16 protein-coding genes and 1 pseudogene are annotated in these 18,950 nt (G+C 41.2%); 11 read left to right on the forward strand and 6 right to left on the reverse strand.

Annotation, left to right across the window (positions count from 1 at the left end; translation table 11 throughout):
* Positions 1–419: 419 nt before the first annotated feature.
* Positions 420–2,513, reverse strand: coding sequence for a BT4734/BF3469 family protein (locus KSX81_RS07935; protein WP_074705888.1), 2,094 nt, complete (start codon positions 2,511–2,513; stop codon positions 420–422).
* A gap of 347 nt (positions 2,514–2,860) precedes the next feature.
* On the opposite strand from KSX81_RS07935, the gene KSX81_RS07940 reads away from it, so the two are divergent.
* Entirely contained in the window at positions 2,861–3,511 is a 651-nt protein-coding gene (locus KSX81_RS07940; RefSeq protein ID WP_004309082.1) for an HU family DNA-binding protein, read from the forward strand.
* A gap of 213 nt (positions 3,512–3,724) precedes the next feature.
* Here KSX81_RS07940 and KSX81_RS07945 read toward each other — a convergent pair whose 3' ends face one another.
* The 3 genes from KSX81_RS07945 to KSX81_RS07955 all read right to left on the reverse strand — a co-directional run bounded on the left by KSX81_RS07945 (position 3,725) and on the right by KSX81_RS07955 (position 7,305).
* Complete coding sequence (locus tag KSX81_RS07945; protein ID WP_004299162.1) at positions 3,725–4,804, reverse strand: linear amide C-N hydrolase; 1,080 nt, start codon at positions 4,802–4,804, stop codon at positions 3,725–3,727.
* 168 nt (positions 4,805–4,972) lie between these two features.
* Entirely contained in the window at positions 4,973–6,685 is a 1,713-nt protein-coding gene (locus tag KSX81_RS07950) for a GAF domain-containing sensor histidine kinase (RefSeq protein ID WP_217725756.1), read from the reverse strand.
* Positions 6,686–6,984: 299 nt separating this feature from the next.
* Complete coding sequence (locus KSX81_RS07955; protein WP_004299159.1) at positions 6,985–7,305, reverse strand: DMT family transporter; 321 nt, start codon at positions 7,303–7,305, stop codon at positions 6,985–6,987.
* Positions 7,306–7,458: 153 nt separating this feature from the next.
* Between KSX81_RS07955 and KSX81_RS07960 the strand changes: the two genes are divergently transcribed.
* The 5 genes and pseudogenes from KSX81_RS07960 (at position 7,459) to KSX81_RS07980 (ending at position 12,334) form a co-directional block, all read left to right on the forward strand.
* Positions 7,459–8,031 (forward strand): Crp/Fnr family transcriptional regulator, encoded by a 573-nt coding sequence (locus KSX81_RS07960; protein WP_118419181.1) that lies wholly within the window; start codon positions 7,459–7,461, stop codon positions 8,029–8,031.
* A 74-nt stretch (positions 8,032–8,105) separates the two neighbouring features.
* Complete coding sequence (locus tag KSX81_RS07965) at positions 8,106–8,471, forward strand: MmcQ/YjbR family DNA-binding protein (protein ID WP_052587954.1); 366 nt, start codon at positions 8,106–8,108, stop codon at positions 8,469–8,471.
* A gap of 258 nt (positions 8,472–8,729) precedes the next feature.
* Positions 8,730–10,862 (forward strand): cation:proton antiporter, encoded by a 2,133-nt coding sequence (locus tag KSX81_RS07970; RefSeq protein WP_217725757.1) that lies wholly within the window; start codon positions 8,730–8,732, stop codon positions 10,860–10,862.
* Between the two features lie 103 nt (positions 10,863–10,965).
* Positions 10,966–11,442: a DinB family protein gene (locus tag KSX81_RS07975; RefSeq protein ID WP_004299152.1), complete on the forward strand. Its 477-nt coding sequence runs from the start codon at positions 10,966–10,968 to the stop codon at positions 11,440–11,442.
* Positions 11,443–11,496: 54 nt separating this feature from the next.
* Positions 11,497–12,334: pseudogene (locus KSX81_RS07980) on the forward strand (hypothetical protein).
* A 73-nt stretch (positions 12,335–12,407) separates the two neighbouring features.
* Here the strand turns inward: KSX81_RS07980 and KSX81_RS07985 are convergent.
* Complete coding sequence (locus KSX81_RS07985; RefSeq protein ID WP_004306429.1) at positions 12,408–13,028, reverse strand: hypothetical protein; 621 nt, start codon at positions 13,026–13,028, stop codon at positions 12,408–12,410.
* Positions 13,029–13,226: 198 nt separating this feature from the next.
* Here KSX81_RS07985 and KSX81_RS07990 point away from each other — a divergent pair, with 198 nt between their 5' ends.
* The 4 genes from KSX81_RS07990 (at position 13,227) to KSX81_RS08005 (ending at position 17,283) form a co-directional block, all read left to right on the forward strand.
* Positions 13,227–13,643: a DUF3788 domain-containing protein gene (locus tag KSX81_RS07990; protein ID WP_004299149.1), complete on the forward strand. Its 417-nt coding sequence runs from the start codon at positions 13,227–13,229 to the stop codon at positions 13,641–13,643.
* Entirely contained in the window at positions 13,640–14,770 is a 1,131-nt protein-coding gene (locus KSX81_RS07995) for a GyrI-like domain-containing protein (protein WP_004299148.1), read from the forward strand. The genes KSX81_RS07990 and KSX81_RS07995 overlap by 4 nt, the downstream gene beginning before the upstream one ends.
* 31 nt (positions 14,771–14,801) lie before the next feature.
* Positions 14,802–15,272 carry a GyrI-like domain-containing protein gene (locus KSX81_RS08000; protein ID WP_004299147.1) on the forward strand — a complete coding sequence of 157 codons (471 nt, stop codon included), beginning with the start codon at positions 14,802–14,804 and terminating at the stop codon, positions 15,270–15,272.
* A gap of 598 nt (positions 15,273–15,870) precedes the next feature.
* Positions 15,871–17,283: a PLP-dependent aminotransferase family protein gene (locus tag KSX81_RS08005; protein WP_004299143.1), complete on the forward strand. Its 1,413-nt coding sequence runs from the start codon at positions 15,871–15,873 to the stop codon at positions 17,281–17,283.
* On the opposite strand, the gene KSX81_RS08010 is transcribed toward KSX81_RS08005, so the two are convergent.
* Positions 17,275–18,471, reverse strand: a complete 1,197-nt coding sequence (locus tag KSX81_RS08010) for a PLP-dependent aminotransferase family protein (protein ID WP_004299142.1) — start codon at positions 18,469–18,471, stop codon at positions 17,275–17,277. The genes KSX81_RS08005 and KSX81_RS08010 overlap by 9 nt on opposite strands.
* 249 nt (positions 18,472–18,720) lie before the next feature.
* On the opposite strand from KSX81_RS08010, the gene KSX81_RS08015 reads away from it, so the two are divergent.
* Positions 18,721–18,939: a hypothetical protein gene (locus KSX81_RS08015; protein ID WP_004299141.1), complete on the forward strand. Its 219-nt coding sequence runs from the start codon at positions 18,721–18,723 to the stop codon at positions 18,937–18,939.
* The last annotated feature ends 11 nt before the right edge of the window (positions 18,940–18,950 follow it).

The following is an 18,950-nucleotide window of genomic DNA, read 5'->3' on the forward strand; positions in this document are numbered from 1 at the left end:
TTTCCAATGCCGCAAAATTACTACACGCATCACTGATAAACGACCCGAAAATTGCTATTCTTACATAGAAAAGACAATCTCCCCTCCCACTCCTCCATACAATCAATCGTTCTCAATATACTTTATTACCCGGCAAGGACTGCCGATCGCCACACAATTCTTAGGAACAGCATTGGCCTTCATACTCGTACAAAGTGATATAAAGCAGAAAGTGGGAAAACCTATCCCTCAATTCAATCTCCAATTATTTTTTATATATGATTTACTCTCACACCCTCACACTTTCCCTGCATTCCCCTATTCATCGTCCTTTCAGTGATGAGGGTAAGAGTGAGGGTAGGTGAGGGTAAAAAGTTACCCTCACCCTGTCTCGTCCTGATTTTGGTTGACAAAGCCCCCTTTCACACCACCTTTATCAATTACTCTACTTTCATCAAATGATAAAGCGTCCCTTTACGAGACTTACGACAAGGAATATTCAGTTTTTGAAGTGCACGCCCAAACTGTCCTACCTTATTAATAGCCAGTTTATCCCGTGTTTTCGTCTGTAAATAACTCAAAATCTGCATAGCAGTCAGCCATTCGCCTTCCATTTCCTCTTCTACAGGATTAAGATAGCAATGAAACAACTGTTCCAGCGGACTCGCCTGTTCAAACTCACGGTTAGTCTGTTTTAATATGTTTTCATCCTCATCATTCAGCCAATAACGTTCACCTTTATAAATAGCCTCCATCGCTTGAGCATAAAGCTGCTTGTAATTAATCGTAACATTCGTATTGATAGGAGCCGTCACCTCAATGCAAATAAAACGGCGGCTACCGCTAGGATCGGTAAGCAAATCTTTCTGATTGCTGGTACCGATAAAAGAAGCATAACGCCTCATTTCCCGAATCGTATTACCGTATGGTTTGCGCAGATTCGCCACAGGCTTCTGCAACAAATGCTTCAAGAACCCCTGCTGACTGACATTAATCTGATCGAACTCATCAATATTGATCAGAAAAAAACGTCCCAAATAGCGTTCCGCCTCCTGTTTACTTTTGAAATCAATACTGTCCGTATAACCGAAACGCAACTCCGGCGGCAAAATAATGCGACAAAATGTAGACTTGCGATACCCCTGCGAACCGACCAATAAAGGCGAAGTATTATTACCATGCTGCCGATCAACTCCCCTCCAATGCGCCACCATACTAAGAAACCAGCGGTAAAATAATTCCTGCCAATGCGGATTATCACAAGGCAACAGACCAGCCAATGCACGGATACGGTCCTTCCCGTCCCAGCGACCTGTCTCATAAAGATATTCCTCCACAGGATTATACAAAGGAACACATTCCGAATTCAGAAAACGATCCACATCACGGTCCCACGCACTGATGCCTTCCTTCAAAGCATTGATCGCAATACTGTTGCGCACCCGTTTATCCACCGGCTTAAAGCAAAAGTGAACAGAATCGCGCTGCCGATATTCCAAATCGTCCTGCACCGTATTGTAACGGAATTCATACCGACGTTTCATAAACTCTTCCAACAGAAAAGCCGTCTCCTGCTCTTTACTGATACTGCTTTTCTTGCCGAATCCCTTACATTCCTGATAAAGATTATGCAATATCGAACGGATCACCTGCTCTTCTTCTTCGCGATAATAATGAATCATCGTCTGCCGTATCGCTTCCTCTTCGGGAAGCCCCGCTTTGAAACAATGCTCGGCAAGGCGAACCAATAAAGGCTGCAAGTCGTCCCCACGTTTCCAATCCTCCATTTCCTGAAGTGCCCTGTTCAAGGCCGCTTCATAAATCTTCGTGAATGTTTGCGCCGACTCATATCCCGGCTGCAACCGTAATAACGGATTTTTCTCTCCCAGTTTCCGCTGACGGAAAGTCTCTTCTCCCGGCATCGTAAGCGGTTGTTCCAGGCAGAACGGCACCGCATCCGGATTATAATAAGGAGATTCGTCCAACGTCATCCGACATCTCTGTGCCAAAACCGGTTCTTTCAAGTCAATATCGAAAGGCAACATCGGCTGATAACATTTCACCGCCAGCCAATAAGCATGAACATGAAATAATTCCGCCTCCGCTTCCTTGGTCGGCAATCCTCCGTCATCCGGCAAAGCGAAGCGCACCCATATCTTCACACTACGCCCGCTCGAACCACCAAAAGCAGCAAAAGTCTGTGGCAAAAGCGCCGCTTGTCGCTTCACAAATTCCACTTCCGAGCCGCTCGCCAGCCTACTCACTTCCAACTGTACCAATCCGTTATACCGCTTCATCTTCCGTTCGCCCTCTTTGGTACGGGTATATTCCACAGCAGAATAGATGTATGGCAATTTATCAATATGTTCGTATCGGGCATACGTACCTTCCAGCAATGGTATGATTCCCCGCAAAGCCGTGATATGCCCCGCCTTTGTTTCCGTTTTCATTTTGTCGAATAATGTGCCTGCCTCACAAACGCTAAGAGTCTCTTTTCCGCTCCCGTTGTCTTGTCTGATTAAAGTAATTTTCATCCTATTTTTGTCTATTTTTTCTACAATTACATCTACCTATTTAATTCCTGTAAAGATACGCTTTTATCTTCCGGTAAACAAGCATTTTATCCGATAAATACCTGCATATTATTTGCATTTGCCTTATTATTTATGTATCTTTGCTTAGTAGTTGTCAAGGGCTCACCCGTGTGAACAAACAGGCTATCAATTGTAAATAAAAACGTCCACAGACGTAAACAGCCTTGTTCACATGGGTGAGCCCTTGCAAAGCATTAGAGCTTAACAAAAGAAACATTAAGCATTAATGTATTACTATCTAAGAGAATACATAACAAGAACAGTTCATTTAAAACAAATATAGAGCTATGGCAATATTATTCGATTGGTATGAAGACCCGAAGCCTTCAAACAAACAGCAGGGAGAAAACGGAAACACCCTGCATCCGCGCATCAAATACAACGGTTCCACAGGGACCGACGTACTGCGCCGACGTATTCAAGAACGTTGTTCACTGACAGAAACAGATGTCACAGCCGTACTTGATGCGCTTTCGCACATCATGGGACAGGAATTGGCGGAAGGACGCCAAGTTCATCTGGACGGCATCGGTTATTTCCATCCCTGCCTGACAACCACGGAACCTGTAACGGTAGACACAAAACGGAAAGTGACTAAAGTGAAGCTAAAGGCCATTCAGTTTCGTGCCGACCAGACATTGAAAAACGAGTTCGGTGTGCTTAAAGTGAAAAGCCTCAAAGGCGGACTGGATTTCACCCAACTGACAAACGAAGAAATTGACCTGCAACTGACTCAGTACTTCCGTACTCATCCATTTATGCGAAGACATGACTTCCAATATCTTTGCGGAATGGCAAGAAGTACAGCCATGCGACATATCCGACGTCTGCGCGACGAGGGTAAATTGAAAAATATGGGTGGAGCCATGCAGCCGATTTATGTGCCGGGAAGTGGATATTATGGTAAGAATAAAGAAGTTAGTGTGAAAACGGAATAAAATTGGTCAACTCAAATCAGGACGAGACAGAGTGAGAGTAAAAAGTTACCCTCACCTACTCTCACCTTTACCCTCACGCCTGTAACCCCGATGAATAAATGGATTGAGCACAAAGGGTGAGGGTGTGAGGGTAAAACGTCACCAACATTTATTTGAGAGCATTCTTAATGCGAGCAACTATTATACAAGAGCACCTCCATACCGTTCCATATTTTACCGGGGAATCTTAACCATTTCAACCGGCTGCTCCTGTATCTTATCCAACGGTTGTGATTGATATTTTACCTTTGAGAAATCAATAGCTTTTAAGTCAATGCAACGTATCGAATTGTTATAAGCTGTTTTATAATAAACCTTCCGGTTCGTGAGGTCGATAGCTGAGGTCCATTGCGTAGCACTGGGAATATCCGGAATATCACCCTGCGAATGTTCTATACCGATAGGAATATCAAAATTATTAAGCAAGTGGAAACATTGCTGCACGGTATCAAAGCCTGTGGCACGTTGCGGAGCTGTCCCCCGGTAAAAGGCCGCACGCACAAACCGCGAAGGAGGCGTGGCATCACCCGGAATGCCGAGAAAACCGGAGTTGCCACCAGTAGGTTGCAACGTAATACCGCTCAATTTTTGCACGGAAGCGTCACCCGGATGAAGATTGACGTAATTGTTCAAATTTGTAAGTTGCCATTCAAAACCGGGGGCATTCGTCAATACTCCTACTTCATTCTCATAAAAATGCGGCACACCACCTACAATTTCCAACACAACCTGACGCCCCGACGGTTCACCGATACGCCAATGTACTACCGCTGTCTTTTCCAATCCTACAACACGTACAGAAGAAAGGGCTGCCTTCACCTCGTCGATAGTGGAAAACTGCGACAACAGCCACTCCGTCACTTGAAGGTCTGCCAGTGTCCGCTGGTTCTGTGCAGCATCATACGTTTTATATCCCCCATAATGAGGAAAGAAAAATAGTCCGGCCGAAAGTCCGGCCTCATTGATTCCTTCGGCAATAAATTCTTTTTGTACAACAGCCAGACCAACCACTCCATATTTTGCCGTAAACGTTAGTCCATTGACACCTGTAGGAGTGAATGACGTGAGCTGTTGGCCACGTGGAATAATCACATACTCGCTTTGCAACACACCGCGCGCCCATTCAATCGTACGGGCCTGCACATAACTGCCGTCACGGGATGTCAGCGAGATTCCCGTACAAGCTACAGCCTGAAAAGTGCTGCCACATACGGCAGCAATCCCTAGCAATAAGTTCTTTGTCATCTTCATCATTATTTATATATTTATTTGCTAAAAACTCAATACTGTATAAAGACAACAAAATATGGGTTATTTTAGTTTGCAGACACCTCTCTCAAGAAAACTATTGTTTTTTGTTCGTCCCGTACTTTGCGGAACAATATACGTAGTTTGCTTCAATATGCAATCTCTTTTTTTTGGTTAAGCACCGGGAACATACGGATGAGTGAACCAGAAGCACGACCCTTCCCCCTCACGGGATTCGACTCCAATCTTTCCGCCCATCCTATTGACCAGGCTTTGACAGATGGATAATCCCAATCCGGCACCTTGTACAAATGAGTCTAATTTTACAAAACGATTAAATATTTCATGTTTTTGTTCATCGGGAATCCCTTTGCCCGTATCCGTTACACAAAAACGCACCTGACTCTCATCTTCCAATGAATAGGAAAGTGTGATTGAGCCCTTGGTGGTAAACTTCAAGGCATTAGTCAGGAAATTAGAGAGTACCTGCATGATCCGGTTTTTGTCGGCATCAATTACGATCTGCGGTGAATTTTCATCAAAACGCAGTTCGACCGCACTGTCACGTTTTTTATGTGAGAAGGTAGCAATCACTTCCCGGCAAAGTTGTGGTACATCCACTCGTCCCATAACAAGATCTATCATACCGGCTTCGATTTTGGAAATGTCCAGAATGTCGGAAATAAGGTTGAGCAACAGCTCATTGTTCTCCTGCACTATAGACATATATACATGACGCAGCTCCGCCTCATCGGTTTCAGCAAGCAGACTGGAAAAACCGACGATGGCATTCAGAGGAGTACGTATCTCATGGCTCATATTGGCAAGGAATGCTGATTTGAGCCTGTCCGATTCTTCCGCTTTTTCTTTAGCTTGAATCAGCTCCAGTTCCACCTGTTTGCGGGTGGTGATATCGGTAGCCAGTTCCATGATTGCCCAACGTCCGTCGAGCCATTTTATTGCCATGCTCTGGATGGTATACCAACGTTTGGTGACCGGATTGTAGTCTTCCCAAAAATGAACGCCTGTAAACTTACGGTTAGCATCGAGCAGCTGCGGCTTCGGGCAGTGTTTACACCCATTTTCCAATCCTGCATTCAACATTCTCCAACATTCCGCATTTTCCGGAACTTCTCCTGCTTCTTCCCTGAAAGGCTTATTGGCAAAAATCACTTTCAGTGTATCGTAATCGCTCACAAAAATATTGGCATTGATATTATCCAATACCTTTTGCATGGTTCGCTGTGACTGTTGCAACGATGTTTCAACTTGCCAACGTTTGGTAGCAGTAGATACGATTTGCGATATCTGGCTCATCAGTTCCACATCTTTTTCATCCCATTGTTTGTTCCAGCAAAAGTTAAATGAAAGAAACCCGAAATGTACTCCCAATTGTGACAAGGGGAAGACAGCGATAGCTTTTACACCTTGCACTTCGAGCATTTGAGTAATAAAGGGATCAAGCGAATAAATATCGGACGTACAAATGATATGGTTTTCTTCCAGCATGTCGAACCAAGGTTTTCCCGCTTCAATGGTCATACTCCGCAAGTAATCGATAGCGGGTTCTATACCGTCGTTGCACCATTCGTTGGTGCAGCCGTACGTAACTCCGTCAAGATGGTTTTCCCATGTCGCCAAACGGTCGACACCAGTGTAACGGCCAATTTCGGCCAGTGCCATATTCATAGCAGTAGGTATATCCGGTTCCAGTTGCAGAATTTGCAGTACCTTGATAAATAATGCCTGCCGCCGGTTGGTTGCTTCGAGATTCTCCTGAATAGCGATCAGGTCTTTAGATTTCTCTTCAACCATCTGTTCGAGGCTGGTACGGTACTGTTCCAGTTCCATACCGCTCCCTTGAGGTTCAGAATCAGTGGATTTCATGTTTAATAGATAACAGTAAATAGAATTTTAGTTTAGTTTCGAATCCGGACGAGATGCGTCCCACATTCTGCAAATATATACATTTATTTTAGAAACCAAACTTTTTCCCATCAAAACGACTTCTTATAAATGCCTAATAATCGCAGAATTACGAAAGCAGATATTACATAATCGACCTCGTCAGTTCCAAACTTCCTCAATATTATACCGGATGGAATCTTTTCAACAATATATGACTTACACTGAAAAAGTCCTTATTACTCTTTTCTATCTATTAAAACTAAATCCTATTCGTCTGATTATATCAGTTTCAACCCTACGATTGAAATAATCAGAGTCGTCATAAAAAACAAACGACCCAGAGTTGCCGGTTCATGAAAGAACAGGATACCGATCAATACGGTTCCCACCGCTCCTATCCCCGTCCAAACAGGATATGCAGTGCCGATAGGCAATGTTTGCGCAGCCTTTGCCAGTAGGAACATGCTTAAGATTACAGAGATTACAAATCCCGCTCCCCACAAATAAAAATCGGTGCCTGTCGCTCCTTTAATCTTGCCTAGACAAAAGGTAAAACCAACCTCAAACAGTCCGGCAATAATCAATATAATCCAATTCATATCATTCTATTTTAATATTAGGCTGCAAAATTAACAAGACGCCCGGAGCTTTCACTTTACATTTGATAAGAAATGACGGTGTAAGAGTATCATCAATTCTTCTTTTCCTAATATAACTTTTTGTATTTTTGCAGAATAATGATTCAATGCGATATGGATATACACGAGATTATAAACAGGATATATCGGATGCCGGAGACTTCGGTGGAGAGGGTGGTTAAATATCTGTCAAAGGTCACATATCCCAAAGGTCACCATATATTGGAGGCTGGCAAGACTGAAACGAATATCTTTTTCATCGAGAAAGGAATTGCTAGAGCTTACATTCCCATAGACGGAAAAGAGGTAACGTTCTGGATCGGGAAAGAAGGGTCAACCATTGTCTCATTGAAAAGTTATGTAAATAATCAACAGGGGTATGAGTCGATGGAACTGATGGAAAACTCGGTGTTGTATCTATTAAAGCGCAAAGACTTACACGAATTATTCAAGGAAGATATCCATATTGCCAACTGGGGGCGCAAGTTTGCCGAATCAGAGTTCCTGCAAACAGAGGAAAGACTTATTTCTCTCTTATTCACCACCGCGTCCGAACGGTATATGAAGCTGATACAAAATAATCCGGAGCTATTACAGAGAATACCATTGGAGTGTCTTGCTTCTTATCTGGGAATAACTCCGGTAAGTTTAAGCCGGATAAGGGCGAAATTGAAACGGGTACTTTGAGATAGAAACATATTTTTCAAAAGCAAACAGAAAGTAATATATTTGTGTTTTGAATGAATCAAAAAAGAGAAGTCATGAATATCGAAGAGTATAGAGAATATTGCCTGTCAGTCAAAGGAGCAACAGAATGTATGCCGTTTGATGAACATACTTTGGTTTTCAAGGTTATGGATAAAATGTTCACTTTTGCTACATTACGTCCTAAAAACGGAAGATTCTGGGCGGATATGAAATGTAATCCTGATAAATCAGAAGAGCTCATAGAACAATACGAAGACCTTTTTTGGGGACCTTTTTCGGATAAGAAACATTGGATAACTGTCTATTTAGAAGGTGACGTTCCTGATAGGCTCATCAAAGAACTGATTAGCCACTCGGTAGAGGAAGTTATAAAGAAGTTACCCAAGAAAAAACAAGAGGAATACAGGAACATGATTTAGGATTTGAAGAGTAGACATATCCGGTACTACTATTATTGCTAAAAGTAGAGCCGAATAAAATCACTATCACCCCAAAACGCACACACGGATAAAATCATCCTATATTTAAAAATGTATGTCCCAGGAACACTTGCATTCTTCATTCCGGCAATCATGAATCTGGAGAAAAAATAAATGACGAATTTTATTAACTAATGCTTTTTTAGAAGCATTTTTTTAGGTTATTTTGCGGAACAAATATCACGAACTCGTCAAATTATGGATTGGATTGGCCTTGATTTAACATTCCCTATCACCGACCCTACATGGATATTTCTCCTTGTACTCCTAATTATATTGTTTGCTCCGATATTATTGAATAAACTGCGCATCCCTCATATTATCGGGATGATCCTGGCAGGACTGGCTATTGGCGAACATGGATTTAATATCTTGGCACGAGACAGCAGCTTTCAGTTATTCGGGAAAGTCGGACTCTATTACATCATGTTCCTGGCTGGTCTGGAAATGAATATGGGAGATTTCAAAGAGACGCGAAACAAAGCATTGGTACTGGGATTACTGGCTTTTATCGTTCCTATCGGGATTGGATTCGTGGCAAATGTATCTTATCTGAAATATGGTATAATCACCTCTGTGTTATTAGCCAGCATGTATGCTTCCCATACGCTCGTGGCCTACCCCATAGTCACCCGCTTCGGCATATCACGCCATCGTAGCGTAAGTATTGCCGTAGGAGGAACGGCCGTTACGGATACACTCACGCTGCTGGTACTGGCTGTTATAGGCGGATTGTTCAAAGGAGAAACCGGAGGGTTGTTTTGGATTTGGCTGGTGGTAAAAGTAATCTTTCTAGGGGCACTGATCATTTATTTCTTTCCGCGCATCGGTCGTTGGTTCTTTCACCGGTACAATGACAACGTGATGCAATTTATTTTCGTGCTTGCGATGGTCTTTTTAGGAGCAGGGTTGATGGAGCTTGTTGGTATGGAAGGTATCTTGGGAGCTTTCCTCGCAGGATTGGTACTTAACCGGCTCATCCCCCACGTCTCTCCATTGATGGATCATTTAGAGTTCGTTGGTAATGCACTTTTTATTCCTTATTTCCTTATCGGAGTGGGAATGTTAATCAACTTACGTGTTATTTTCGGAGAGGGGGATGCCTTAAAAGTTGCCGCCGTGATGATAATCATGGCGCTGACAGGCAAATGGATTGCTTGCTGGCTCACTCAAAAGATATATAAGATGTCTGTTCTTGAACGAAATCTGATGTATGGTTTGAGTAATGCACAGGCGGCAGCCACATTGGCGGCTGTGTTAGTTGGATACAACATTATTCTGCCCACCGGCGAACGTTTATTGAATGATGATGTACTGAACGGAACAGTCTTGCTTATCCTGGTCACTTGCGTAGTGAGTTCACTGATTACCGAGCGGACAGCCAGAAAAATGGCGATGGATGATTCACAACCTGAAAATGAATCGTCAAAAGAAACAGAGAAGATTTTAATATCCATAGCCAACCCGGACACTATCGAGGACATGGTGAATCTTTCTCTAGTCATACGTGACCCCAAATTGAAAGACAATCTCCTGGCATTAAATGTTATCAACGACGATAATAACTCTGATAATCTACGAATTCGAAGCAAACATTATCTGGAAAAAGCCGAAATGACAGCAACGGAAGCAAATGTACCACTCAAAAAGGTCACCCGGTATGATTTGAATATAGCTTCCGGTATTATCCATTCAGTCAAGGAGAATGAGATTACGAGTATTATCACCGGCCTGCACCGCAAGAAAAACATCACAGATTCATACTTTGGAATACTTGCCGAACACTTATTGAACGGATTAAACTGTGAAATAATTATCTCTAAATTTCTGATACCGGTCCATACAATCAAACGGATTGTCGTTGCCATCCCTCCTAAAGCCGAATATGAATCCGGTTTTCCTCATTGGATGGAGCACTTTTGTCGCATGGGGAGCACTCTTGGATGCCGCGTACACTTCTTTGCCAATGAAAAGACTACCATCCGCCTACAAGCGTGGATAAAGAAAAGGCATAAACAGACGCTTACCGATTTCTCTCTCTTAGAAGACTGGAATGACCTGCTGGTATTGACAGGACAGGTAAGTTACGATCATTTATTGGTTATTATCAGTGCACGACCAGGAACTCTTTCGTATGACAGTTCTTTTGAGAAGTTACCGAGACAGCTCGGGAAATATTTCTCCAACAATAGCTTTATCGTGTTGTATCCCAATCAGTCGGGAGAGCCATTGGATACGTCTTTCTTCTCTAAGCTATATACTGATACCGAAACCCGACATTACGAAAAGGTCGGTAAATGGTTTTACAGGTGGTTTAAGAAAGAGGGATAAAATTAGAATTGAAAAGTTCCGTTTAATTTATAAATATCGACACATTTATCTATATTTGTACCATTAGCAATTTTGCTATAAACACCTAAAGGAAAAGAATGGTATGTCAAACGTCGATTTTTCCAAAATAACAGAAGGAATCTATCATGTGATAGAAACTGAAGAGAAAATACTAACCGGGCTACAAAATGATACGATCACGTTGAAACGTAATAAACAAAATCGTACCATCAAACAGATTCTCGGACATTTGATTGATTCGGCATCAAACAATCACCAACGCATGGTCAGATTGCAATACAGTAAAGATTTGCTTTTCTTTCCCGATTACCGTCAGGATAATGATCTGTGGATAGCATTACAAGATTACCAAAATGAAGATTGGAACAACCTGATTCAACTATGGAAGTTTTTTAACCTGCATATCATTCAGGTTATAAAATCTGTAGACCAGACAAAACTGGATAGCTACTGGTGTGATTTTGAAGGAACAAAGGTTACGCTACAAGACATGATAGAAGGTTATCTAAGTCATTTGCACCTGCATATTCATGAAATCCATGAATTAATGAATGCCTAAAAAGGATAGCGGTTGCAGTTCTTTTATATTCTATAAATATTAAGATGTACCCACATGGCAACTTACACTCATTTCGCAAAACAACCCGATGTACTGAAACATCTGATACTCTGTGAAGTTCTTAGAAATGAAGCCCCACAAGTATATGTAGAAACCAATTCCGCATGTGCCATCTACTCCATGACGCAAACTCCGGAGCAGCAATATGGTATCTATCATTTCCTGGAGAAAGCAGATGATGACAAATCTCTAAAAGATTCCATTTATTACCAACTGGAAAACCCGGAAATGACAAAAGGAAATTATCTGGGTTCTCCTGCCCTGGCAATGAATGTATTAGAGAAGCAAGCAAAAAGGTTTGTATTCTTTGATTTAGAAAAGAGTGCGTTGGAAAATGTGGGTACCTATGCCAAACAAGTCGGATTAAGTGCATCTGTAGAGATGCATCATGCCGACTCTTCGAGAGGTACCATAGAGCTATTGCCTTCACTTCCTTCATCCTCTTTCATTCATATCGATCCTTACGAAATAGACAAGAAAGGAGATTCAGGAGTAACCTATCTCGATATCCTGATACAGGCTACTCAATTAGTGTTTATTATGGTATGGATTCATGACCGAAGATGATAAAGAATCTTTGGACAACTATATTGTATCCAGTCTGGAAAAGGCAGGTATCAAGGATTACATAGGTGTAGAGCTTACTATGAATTCAATAAGAAAAGACAGTATATTATGTAATCCGGGCATTTTGGGAAGTGGTATTTTGGCTACAAATTTATCACAAATCTCCAAAGATACCATTCTTGATTACAGTAACAAACTGGTTGATATATACAAAGATGCTAAATACAAAGATTATGATGGAAGTTTATATATTCAGCATCTTTGATATCCACTTATTAATTTAATTACCTAGAACATTACTCTACAAACAGAGCGTCAGAAAGCCGGAGCTTTTAAAATCAGTTTCCGGCCTTTTGGCTATAAATTAACTTATTTCTTTGGCTGATTGTCCACAAACCATCTATTAGCCGTACATTTTTCGTATCGTCATCTTCCACGTTCCATGCATAACCTCCTGAAGGCAGGCCACGTCTCTCCAATATTTCATTGGGCTGATTATTGGAAAAGAAAAGTTCCAGTTGCGTAGAGTCAGGACTAAACACAATAAAGGCAGAAGCATTGCTATCGTCCACCGATTCCGTGCGGATTCCTTTCTCAAACAAGCGGATACAGTCTTTTTGCACTTCACACCATACATATCCGGCAGAACCGATACAGCCATGTTCATCCCGATCACCTCCCACAATCGGAGATTGCGGATACTGAACTAATTTAGAAGCCGGCATTCCCGGTGTATATTTTCCGGTATAGAACACTTCCAGCGTATCATTCAGAAGCAAACCGTTGACTTCATCTTTATTTGCATCTATCGTACTGAACGAAAGGGTATCATTCTTATCAGTAACAATCGTTACCGTATTCATGGTTGCATCACTAACGATTCCTTTTGAGCTTGCCACTTTTGACGAGCAACCTGCCATGAGGCAGAGCGTACCTACTGCTAATAATATTGTTTTCATTTTCTTTAATTGGGGCTTTGTTTTTAAATTAATGCAAAGATAAAGGTTATACTGCCAATATTTCGCTTTTACAAAATAAATTAATTTCCGGGCAGATTGTTCACCAGCTACACACAAAATGCCTATATTGGACAACGATCTATTAGAAAATCAGCCTACCTTTGTGATATGGATAATCAAAAGTAAATACAGAATACCATGAAAGAAACTTTGCAGATTCCCACTCCCGAAACACTGGAAGCCTTGATAGGTAAGGAACTTTATGATATATGGACTTCACTTTGCCAGCTTATCGAGCAAAAGTACAATATGGAACAACTATGGAACCATGGAGGAAAAAAATGGATATACGAATATAAATATCGCAAAGGCGGAAAAACGCTGTGTGCCCTATACGCCAAAGAACAAACGATTGGCTTCTTGGTCATTTTAGGTAAAGATGAGCGTGCCAAATTTGAATCTCTGCGAGAAGTATTCTCCAATGAGACTCAAAAGATATACGATGAGACGACTACTTTCCACGATGGGAAGTGGCTTATGTTCGAATTGAAAGACACTTGCTTATTTAATGATATGGAGCGACTGCTATCCATCAAACGAAAACCCAATCGATGATTGAATCAGATATAAATAAAAGGTATTGTCAAAGTTGCGGGATGCCTCTCCGCTTTGATATAGAGAAATATCTGGGTACTAACTCCGACGGTTCCCGAAGTGACGAATATTGCTACTACTGCCTGAAAGATGGAAAATATATCGTCGACATTCCGATGTCGGAAATGATTAATATCTGGATAAAATACACCGACAAGTACAATGAATATGCAGATACTGCTTATTCGCCGGAGGAACTTAGGCACATACTAAACGAACGGTTACCCAATCTGAAACGGTGGAAACAAAAGTTGGAAACCTGTAATATCCATCATCAGAAGATTCAGGATATAATCGTTTATATCAATAATCATTTATTCGACACTTTGGATACAGACATGCTTAGCACGATAAGCGGACTTTCCAAATATCACTTCAGAAGAGTGTTTCAAACTGTTGCCGGAGAAAATATTGGAAGCTACATACAACGTTTGCGCCTCGAACATATAGCACATCTGTTAGTATCCACCGACTTTACATTAAATCAGATTTCGGAGCAAACAAACTATCAGACTAAATTCAGTCTGGCAAAAGCCTTCAAAAAACATTTTGGAGTGTCAACCTCTCAATATAGGGAGAAGTATAAGCCGATGTATGACGAACAGCATGCGGTTATCACTCCTGAAATCCGGTCGATTCTGCCGATGAAAGTATTTTGTATCGAGGTGGGTGAAAAGTATAAGGATGAACTCCGATACAAATTAATATGGGACAGGCTCACCAACTATGCTAGACAGCGCAATGAAGAAAAGTCGAATGATAAGTTTGTCAGCCTTAGTATGGACGACCCGGCCATCACCCCAATAGATAAATGTCGCTTCTATCTCGGGGTCATAATCGATAACAAAGAAAATGATTTCCAGCCGGGAGTGATAGAAGTTCCCGGTGGTCGTTATGCTATATTCAGGCATATCGGTGACTACTCTTTATTGCATAAATTCTACCGGACTATTTATGAAGAGTGGTTCCCGGAAAGTAAATATCGTCCTCAAAGCACCTTTAGCTTTGAAATGTATATGAACCGCCCTGCCTCCACCCTTAGAACAGAACTAATTACCGACATCTATATTCCGGTCATCAAGAAATAATTAATTATCAACCCTCTAAAAACAATGTATTATGGGAAAAATTTCAGAAATCATGCTATTGAAGCAACCGAAACAATCCGCTTTGGCTGTTGAAGTACAAACAGATTTGAAGGGAATGTCGGAAGCTATCGGAAAGAACTTTGTAAAAATAGACTCTTTATTCAAGGAACAAGGCGAGGTCACTACCGACATCCCCTACGCTGAATATCCTAATTTCGAAAGCGTGACAGAACAAAATATCAGAATGATTATTGGTCTAAAGTCAACCAGAGAGTTACAAGGTGAAGGGGATATACGGTCTATAACGATACCAGAAAAAAAAATAGTTTCCTGCCTACATAGAGGAACTTACAAGGAACTGGCTGCCCTGTACAACGAGATGATGGAATGGATAAAAAACAACGGTTACAAACCTTCGGGAACATCCATCGAATATTATTACAGCAATCCCAACGTACCCGAAGAAGAACAGGTGACGAGAATAGAAATGCCACTATTATAAATGTTGATTTCATCTACTTCATCATGTAGATTCTTCCCAAGCTCCAATTATTGTTATTTGATTCAAAACGGTACGGAAAGGAATGAAACAGATTCTTTTATAAATGCCATATTTTAGTTCTAATGTAAATATTATTACAGTAGTAGATGCAATAGAAATAAACGGTGTTGCCAAAAAAATGTCAATAAAACTCCTATGTATTTCTGATAGATAACGTTATTTTGTAAAACACTGTTATCCAGGCGGTTACTATTCGGGCTTTTCCTTTAAAACCAATGACCCGTTTCTCACCGAGAAACAACCTTTTCGACACCGAGAAACGAAGTGTTTCTCACCGAGAAACGAATCGACTGTTGAAGTCCTAAACTTAAATTAAGAAAATTGTTCGTCTCTTTTATTTTTGACGCTTCTATCGTAGGAATGTATATGTTGAAATATATTTCAATGATAATCTTGTCATGTCTAAAATATAATGATATGGAATAAATTTATAACTGAATAGCAAGCAATTATAAAAAATGACTGAATGAATTATTTGCAATCAAACAACAACAGATACAGACATCATTTTTGTATCTTTGCCAAGTACAGAATAAACATGAAAAGAGAAATCCTATATCAAAAGATAGCCGGCACTATCGCCTGGCAAATAAAAACAGGTATATGGAAAGCAGGCGAGAAATTACCTTCTTTACGTACTATCAGCAATGAATATGGCGTAAGTTTAAACACAGCCATTCAAGTATATTATGAATTGGAAAAGGAAGGATTCATCATTTCCCGCCCCAAATCAGGGTACATTGTCAATTATAAGCCACTAAATTTGTCTGCGCCGGCAACAACACAGCCTTCCGCCCAATCTCCGGGAAAGGAAGAAACAGACTTAATCATGGAAGTATATCATTCCATCGAAGATTCGTCTATCACCCGTTTTTCGCTGGGAATACCGGAAGATGTTTTATTGCCTATTGCCAAACTCAATAAAGAACTGGCCAAGGCCATGTATTCACTTCCGGGAAACGGCACCAGGTATGAAGACCCTCAAGGAAACATTCGTTTGAGAAACTATATTGCCCGTTTTGCGTATAGCTGGAATGGAAATCTGACCGAAGATGATATTGTTACTACCACAGGAGTAACCAATTCCATCTCTTTAGCATTATCTGTTATTGCTCAAAGAGGAGACACGATAGCTGTTGAAAGTCCTGTTTATTTCGGGATATTACAGTTGGCCAACAGTATGGAGCTTCATGTGCTGGAACTGCCGACCAATCCTGTAACAGGCATCGAACCCGATGCTTTAAGAAAAGTATTGCCGCAGATCAATCTATGCCTGCTTATCAGTAATTTCAGTAATCCGCTTGGGAGTTGCATGCCCGATGAACATAAGAAAGAGATAGTACAGATGTTGGCGGAACACAATATTCCTCTGATTGAAGATGATTTATACGGCGATGTATTCTTCGGACATTCACGCCCTAAGCCATGCAAAGCTTTCGATGAAAAGGGACTTGTGTTATGGTGTGGTTCTGTATCAAAGACGTTAGCTCCCGGTTACCGGGTAGGCTGGATTGCCCCCGGTAAGTTTAAGGATGCTATTATTCGTCAGAAACATATTCATTTAATATCCACTCCTACCCTCAACCAAGAAGCCATTGCCAACTTCATGGAGAACGGCAGGTATGAGAATCATTTACGCAAGTTGCGCCATGAGCTACATTCCAATAGTCTTCATTTGGCACAAGCTATTACCGACTATTTTCCCGAAGACACTAAAATCATCACTCCACAAGGAGGTTTTATGCTTTGGGTGGAACTGAATAAAAAGATTGATACCACGGAGCTATATTACAAAGCGATGCAACATAAGATCAGCATTGCTCCCGGACGCATGTTTACTCTGCACGACCAGTACAGAAACTGTATGCGCTTGAGTTTCGGTCAGCAATGGAGTGCTTTCATTGAAGAACGCTTGCAGGTTTTGGGAAACATTATCAAAGAATCATTTTGATTGACTGATATACTCCTTTACCACTTCGCCGAGGGTTTTAAGTCCTTTCTCTATTTTGTCTTCGGGCATATTAGAGTAGTTGATCCGAAGCGTATTTTCCTTGTTTCCGTTCGGATAAAAGGAGCCTCCCGGAACAAAAGCAATCTTTTTCTCCAGGCTTCTGACTAAAACATCACGTGCCGAAATCCCTTCGGGAAGTTCTATCCATGTAAATAATCCGCCTTCGGGACGAGTAAACTTTATAGTATCAGGGAAATAACGTTCTATACTTTCAATCGCCACATTTCTGCGTTTTCTGTATACTTCTACTATTTTGGCAATATGTTTATCAATATCATAGCGCTTCAGGTATTCGGCGATGGTCATTTGGGCAATCGTGTTGCATTGTAAATCCGTACCTTGCTTGACCAATACGTATTTGCGGATAATCTCTTTATCCCCCGCAATCCAGCCAATCCGGAAACCGGGACAGAATATTTTAGAGAAACTACCTGTACACAGGATATTTCCAGCCTCATCAAAAGACTTTATAGATGGCAAAGACTCTCCTTCAAACCTTAACTCGCCGTACGGATTGTCTTCAATAACTGCAACACCATACTTTGCGGATAATTCAGCCAGTTTCCTGCGTCTTTCCAGGCTCCACGTCTTTCCGGTAGGATTCTGAAAAGTAGGTATTGCATATATCAGCTTTATATGAGGAGTATTGCTCAAAATTTCTTCCAAAACATCCATCATCATACCGTCCTCATCCGTGGGAATTTCAATAAAGCTACATCCATACGCTTTGAACGCGCTGATTGCAGCCAAATATGTTGGGCTTTCGCAAAGTACGATATCTCCCTGGTCCAGAAAAACTTTTCCGGATAAGTCCAATCCCTGTTGTGAGCCGTGGGTAATCAGAATATTATCTTTATCGAAAGCCGTGCCCAAACGTTCGTTCATCCGGTTGGCAATCCATTCGCGCAAAGGAGCATAACCTTCTGTTGTAGTATATTGGAGCGCTTTCGTACCTGCCTCTTTCAATACGATCTGATTGATCTCATTGATTTCATCTATCGGAAAAAGTTCTGGAGCAGGCAGACCACCTGCAAACGAAATCACATCTTCCTGTTCGGTGACTTTTAATATCTCTCTTATTTCCGAAGCCTTTATATAAGACATTCTTTTAGCAAAATTCAACTTCATAACCTTTAAGTATATTAGGAGATTAAAACAACACTGCAAAGTAAATCAAAAAAGAAAGACGAGAACAGATACACTTTTTTATATATTAACAGGTACAGATGACTGACTTTTCAAAGGATAAGTATATGAAGTTAATCTCCCCGATTACTTATTTCGTCATGAGTAATCAGGGCATTCGTCGAATAATCCTATACAGAACCTTGTTTAAACCTACCTTTGCACTGAAAACAAAAGTAATTGATAGTAACTATGGAAGAGCAAATACTCATTTTTCGAACCTCGGTTAGAAATGCACGGGATATAAAACATATCGCAGCGCTGTTCACCCTATGTCCCCAAATCTACAAATGGAATGTAGATATGGAGGACTGGGAAAAAGTGTTGAGAATAGAATGTCAGGGAATCACCCCGACTGAAATATCAAAGGCATTACGCGCTATCAACATTTATGCGCAGGAACTGGAATGAAGGGGCAATGC

It is taken from the genome of Bacteroides sp. MSK.18.37, from assembly GCF_019129155.2.
GTDB lineage: Bacteria > Bacteroidota > Bacteroidia > Bacteroidales > Bacteroidaceae > Bacteroides > Bacteroides ovatus.

Coding starts and splice junctions, on each gene's coding strand:
- KSX81_RS07935 (WP_074705888.1), bottom strand. CDS start 2,513: ATGAAAATTACTTTAATCAGACAAGACAACGGGAGCGGAAAAGAGACT.
- KSX81_RS07940 (WP_004309082.1), top strand. CDS start 2,861: ATGGCAATATTATTCGATTGGTATGAAGACCCGAAGCCTTCAAACAAA.
- KSX81_RS07945 (WP_004299162.1), bottom strand. CDS start 4,804: ATGATGAAGATGACAAAGAACTTATTGCTAGGGATTGCTGCCGTATGT.
- KSX81_RS07950 (WP_217725756.1), bottom strand. CDS start 6,685: ATGAAATCCACTGATTCTGAACCTCAAGGGAGCGGTATGGAACTGGAA.
- KSX81_RS07955 (WP_004299159.1), bottom strand. CDS start 7,305: ATGAATTGGATTATATTGATTATTGCCGGACTGTTTGAGGTTGGTTTT.
- KSX81_RS07960 (WP_118419181.1), top strand. CDS start 7,459: ATGGATATACACGAGATTATAAACAGGATATATCGGATGCCGGAGACT.
- KSX81_RS07965 (WP_052587954.1), top strand. CDS start 8,106: ATGAATATCGAAGAGTATAGAGAATATTGCCTGTCAGTCAAAGGAGCA.
- KSX81_RS07970 (WP_217725757.1), top strand. CDS start 8,730: ATGGATTGGATTGGCCTTGATTTAACATTCCCTATCACCGACCCTACA.
- KSX81_RS07975 (WP_004299152.1), top strand. CDS start 10,966: ATGTCAAACGTCGATTTTTCCAAAATAACAGAAGGAATCTATCATGTG.
- KSX81_RS07985 (WP_004306429.1), bottom strand. CDS start 13,028: ATGAAAACAATATTATTAGCAGTAGGTACGCTCTGCCTCATGGCAGGT.
- KSX81_RS07990 (WP_004299149.1), top strand. CDS start 13,227: ATGAAAGAAACTTTGCAGATTCCCACTCCCGAAACACTGGAAGCCTTG.
- KSX81_RS07995 (WP_004299148.1), top strand. CDS start 13,640: ATGATTGAATCAGATATAAATAAAAGGTATTGTCAAAGTTGCGGGATG.
- KSX81_RS08000 (WP_004299147.1), top strand. CDS start 14,802: ATGGGAAAAATTTCAGAAATCATGCTATTGAAGCAACCGAAACAATCC.
- KSX81_RS08005 (WP_004299143.1), top strand. CDS start 15,871: ATGAAAAGAGAAATCCTATATCAAAAGATAGCCGGCACTATCGCCTGG.
- KSX81_RS08010 (WP_004299142.1), bottom strand. CDS start 18,471: ATGAAGTTGAATTTTGCTAAAAGAATGTCTTATATAAAGGCTTCGGAA.
- KSX81_RS08015 (WP_004299141.1), top strand. CDS start 18,721: ATGGAAGAGCAAATACTCATTTTTCGAACCTCGGTTAGAAATGCACGG.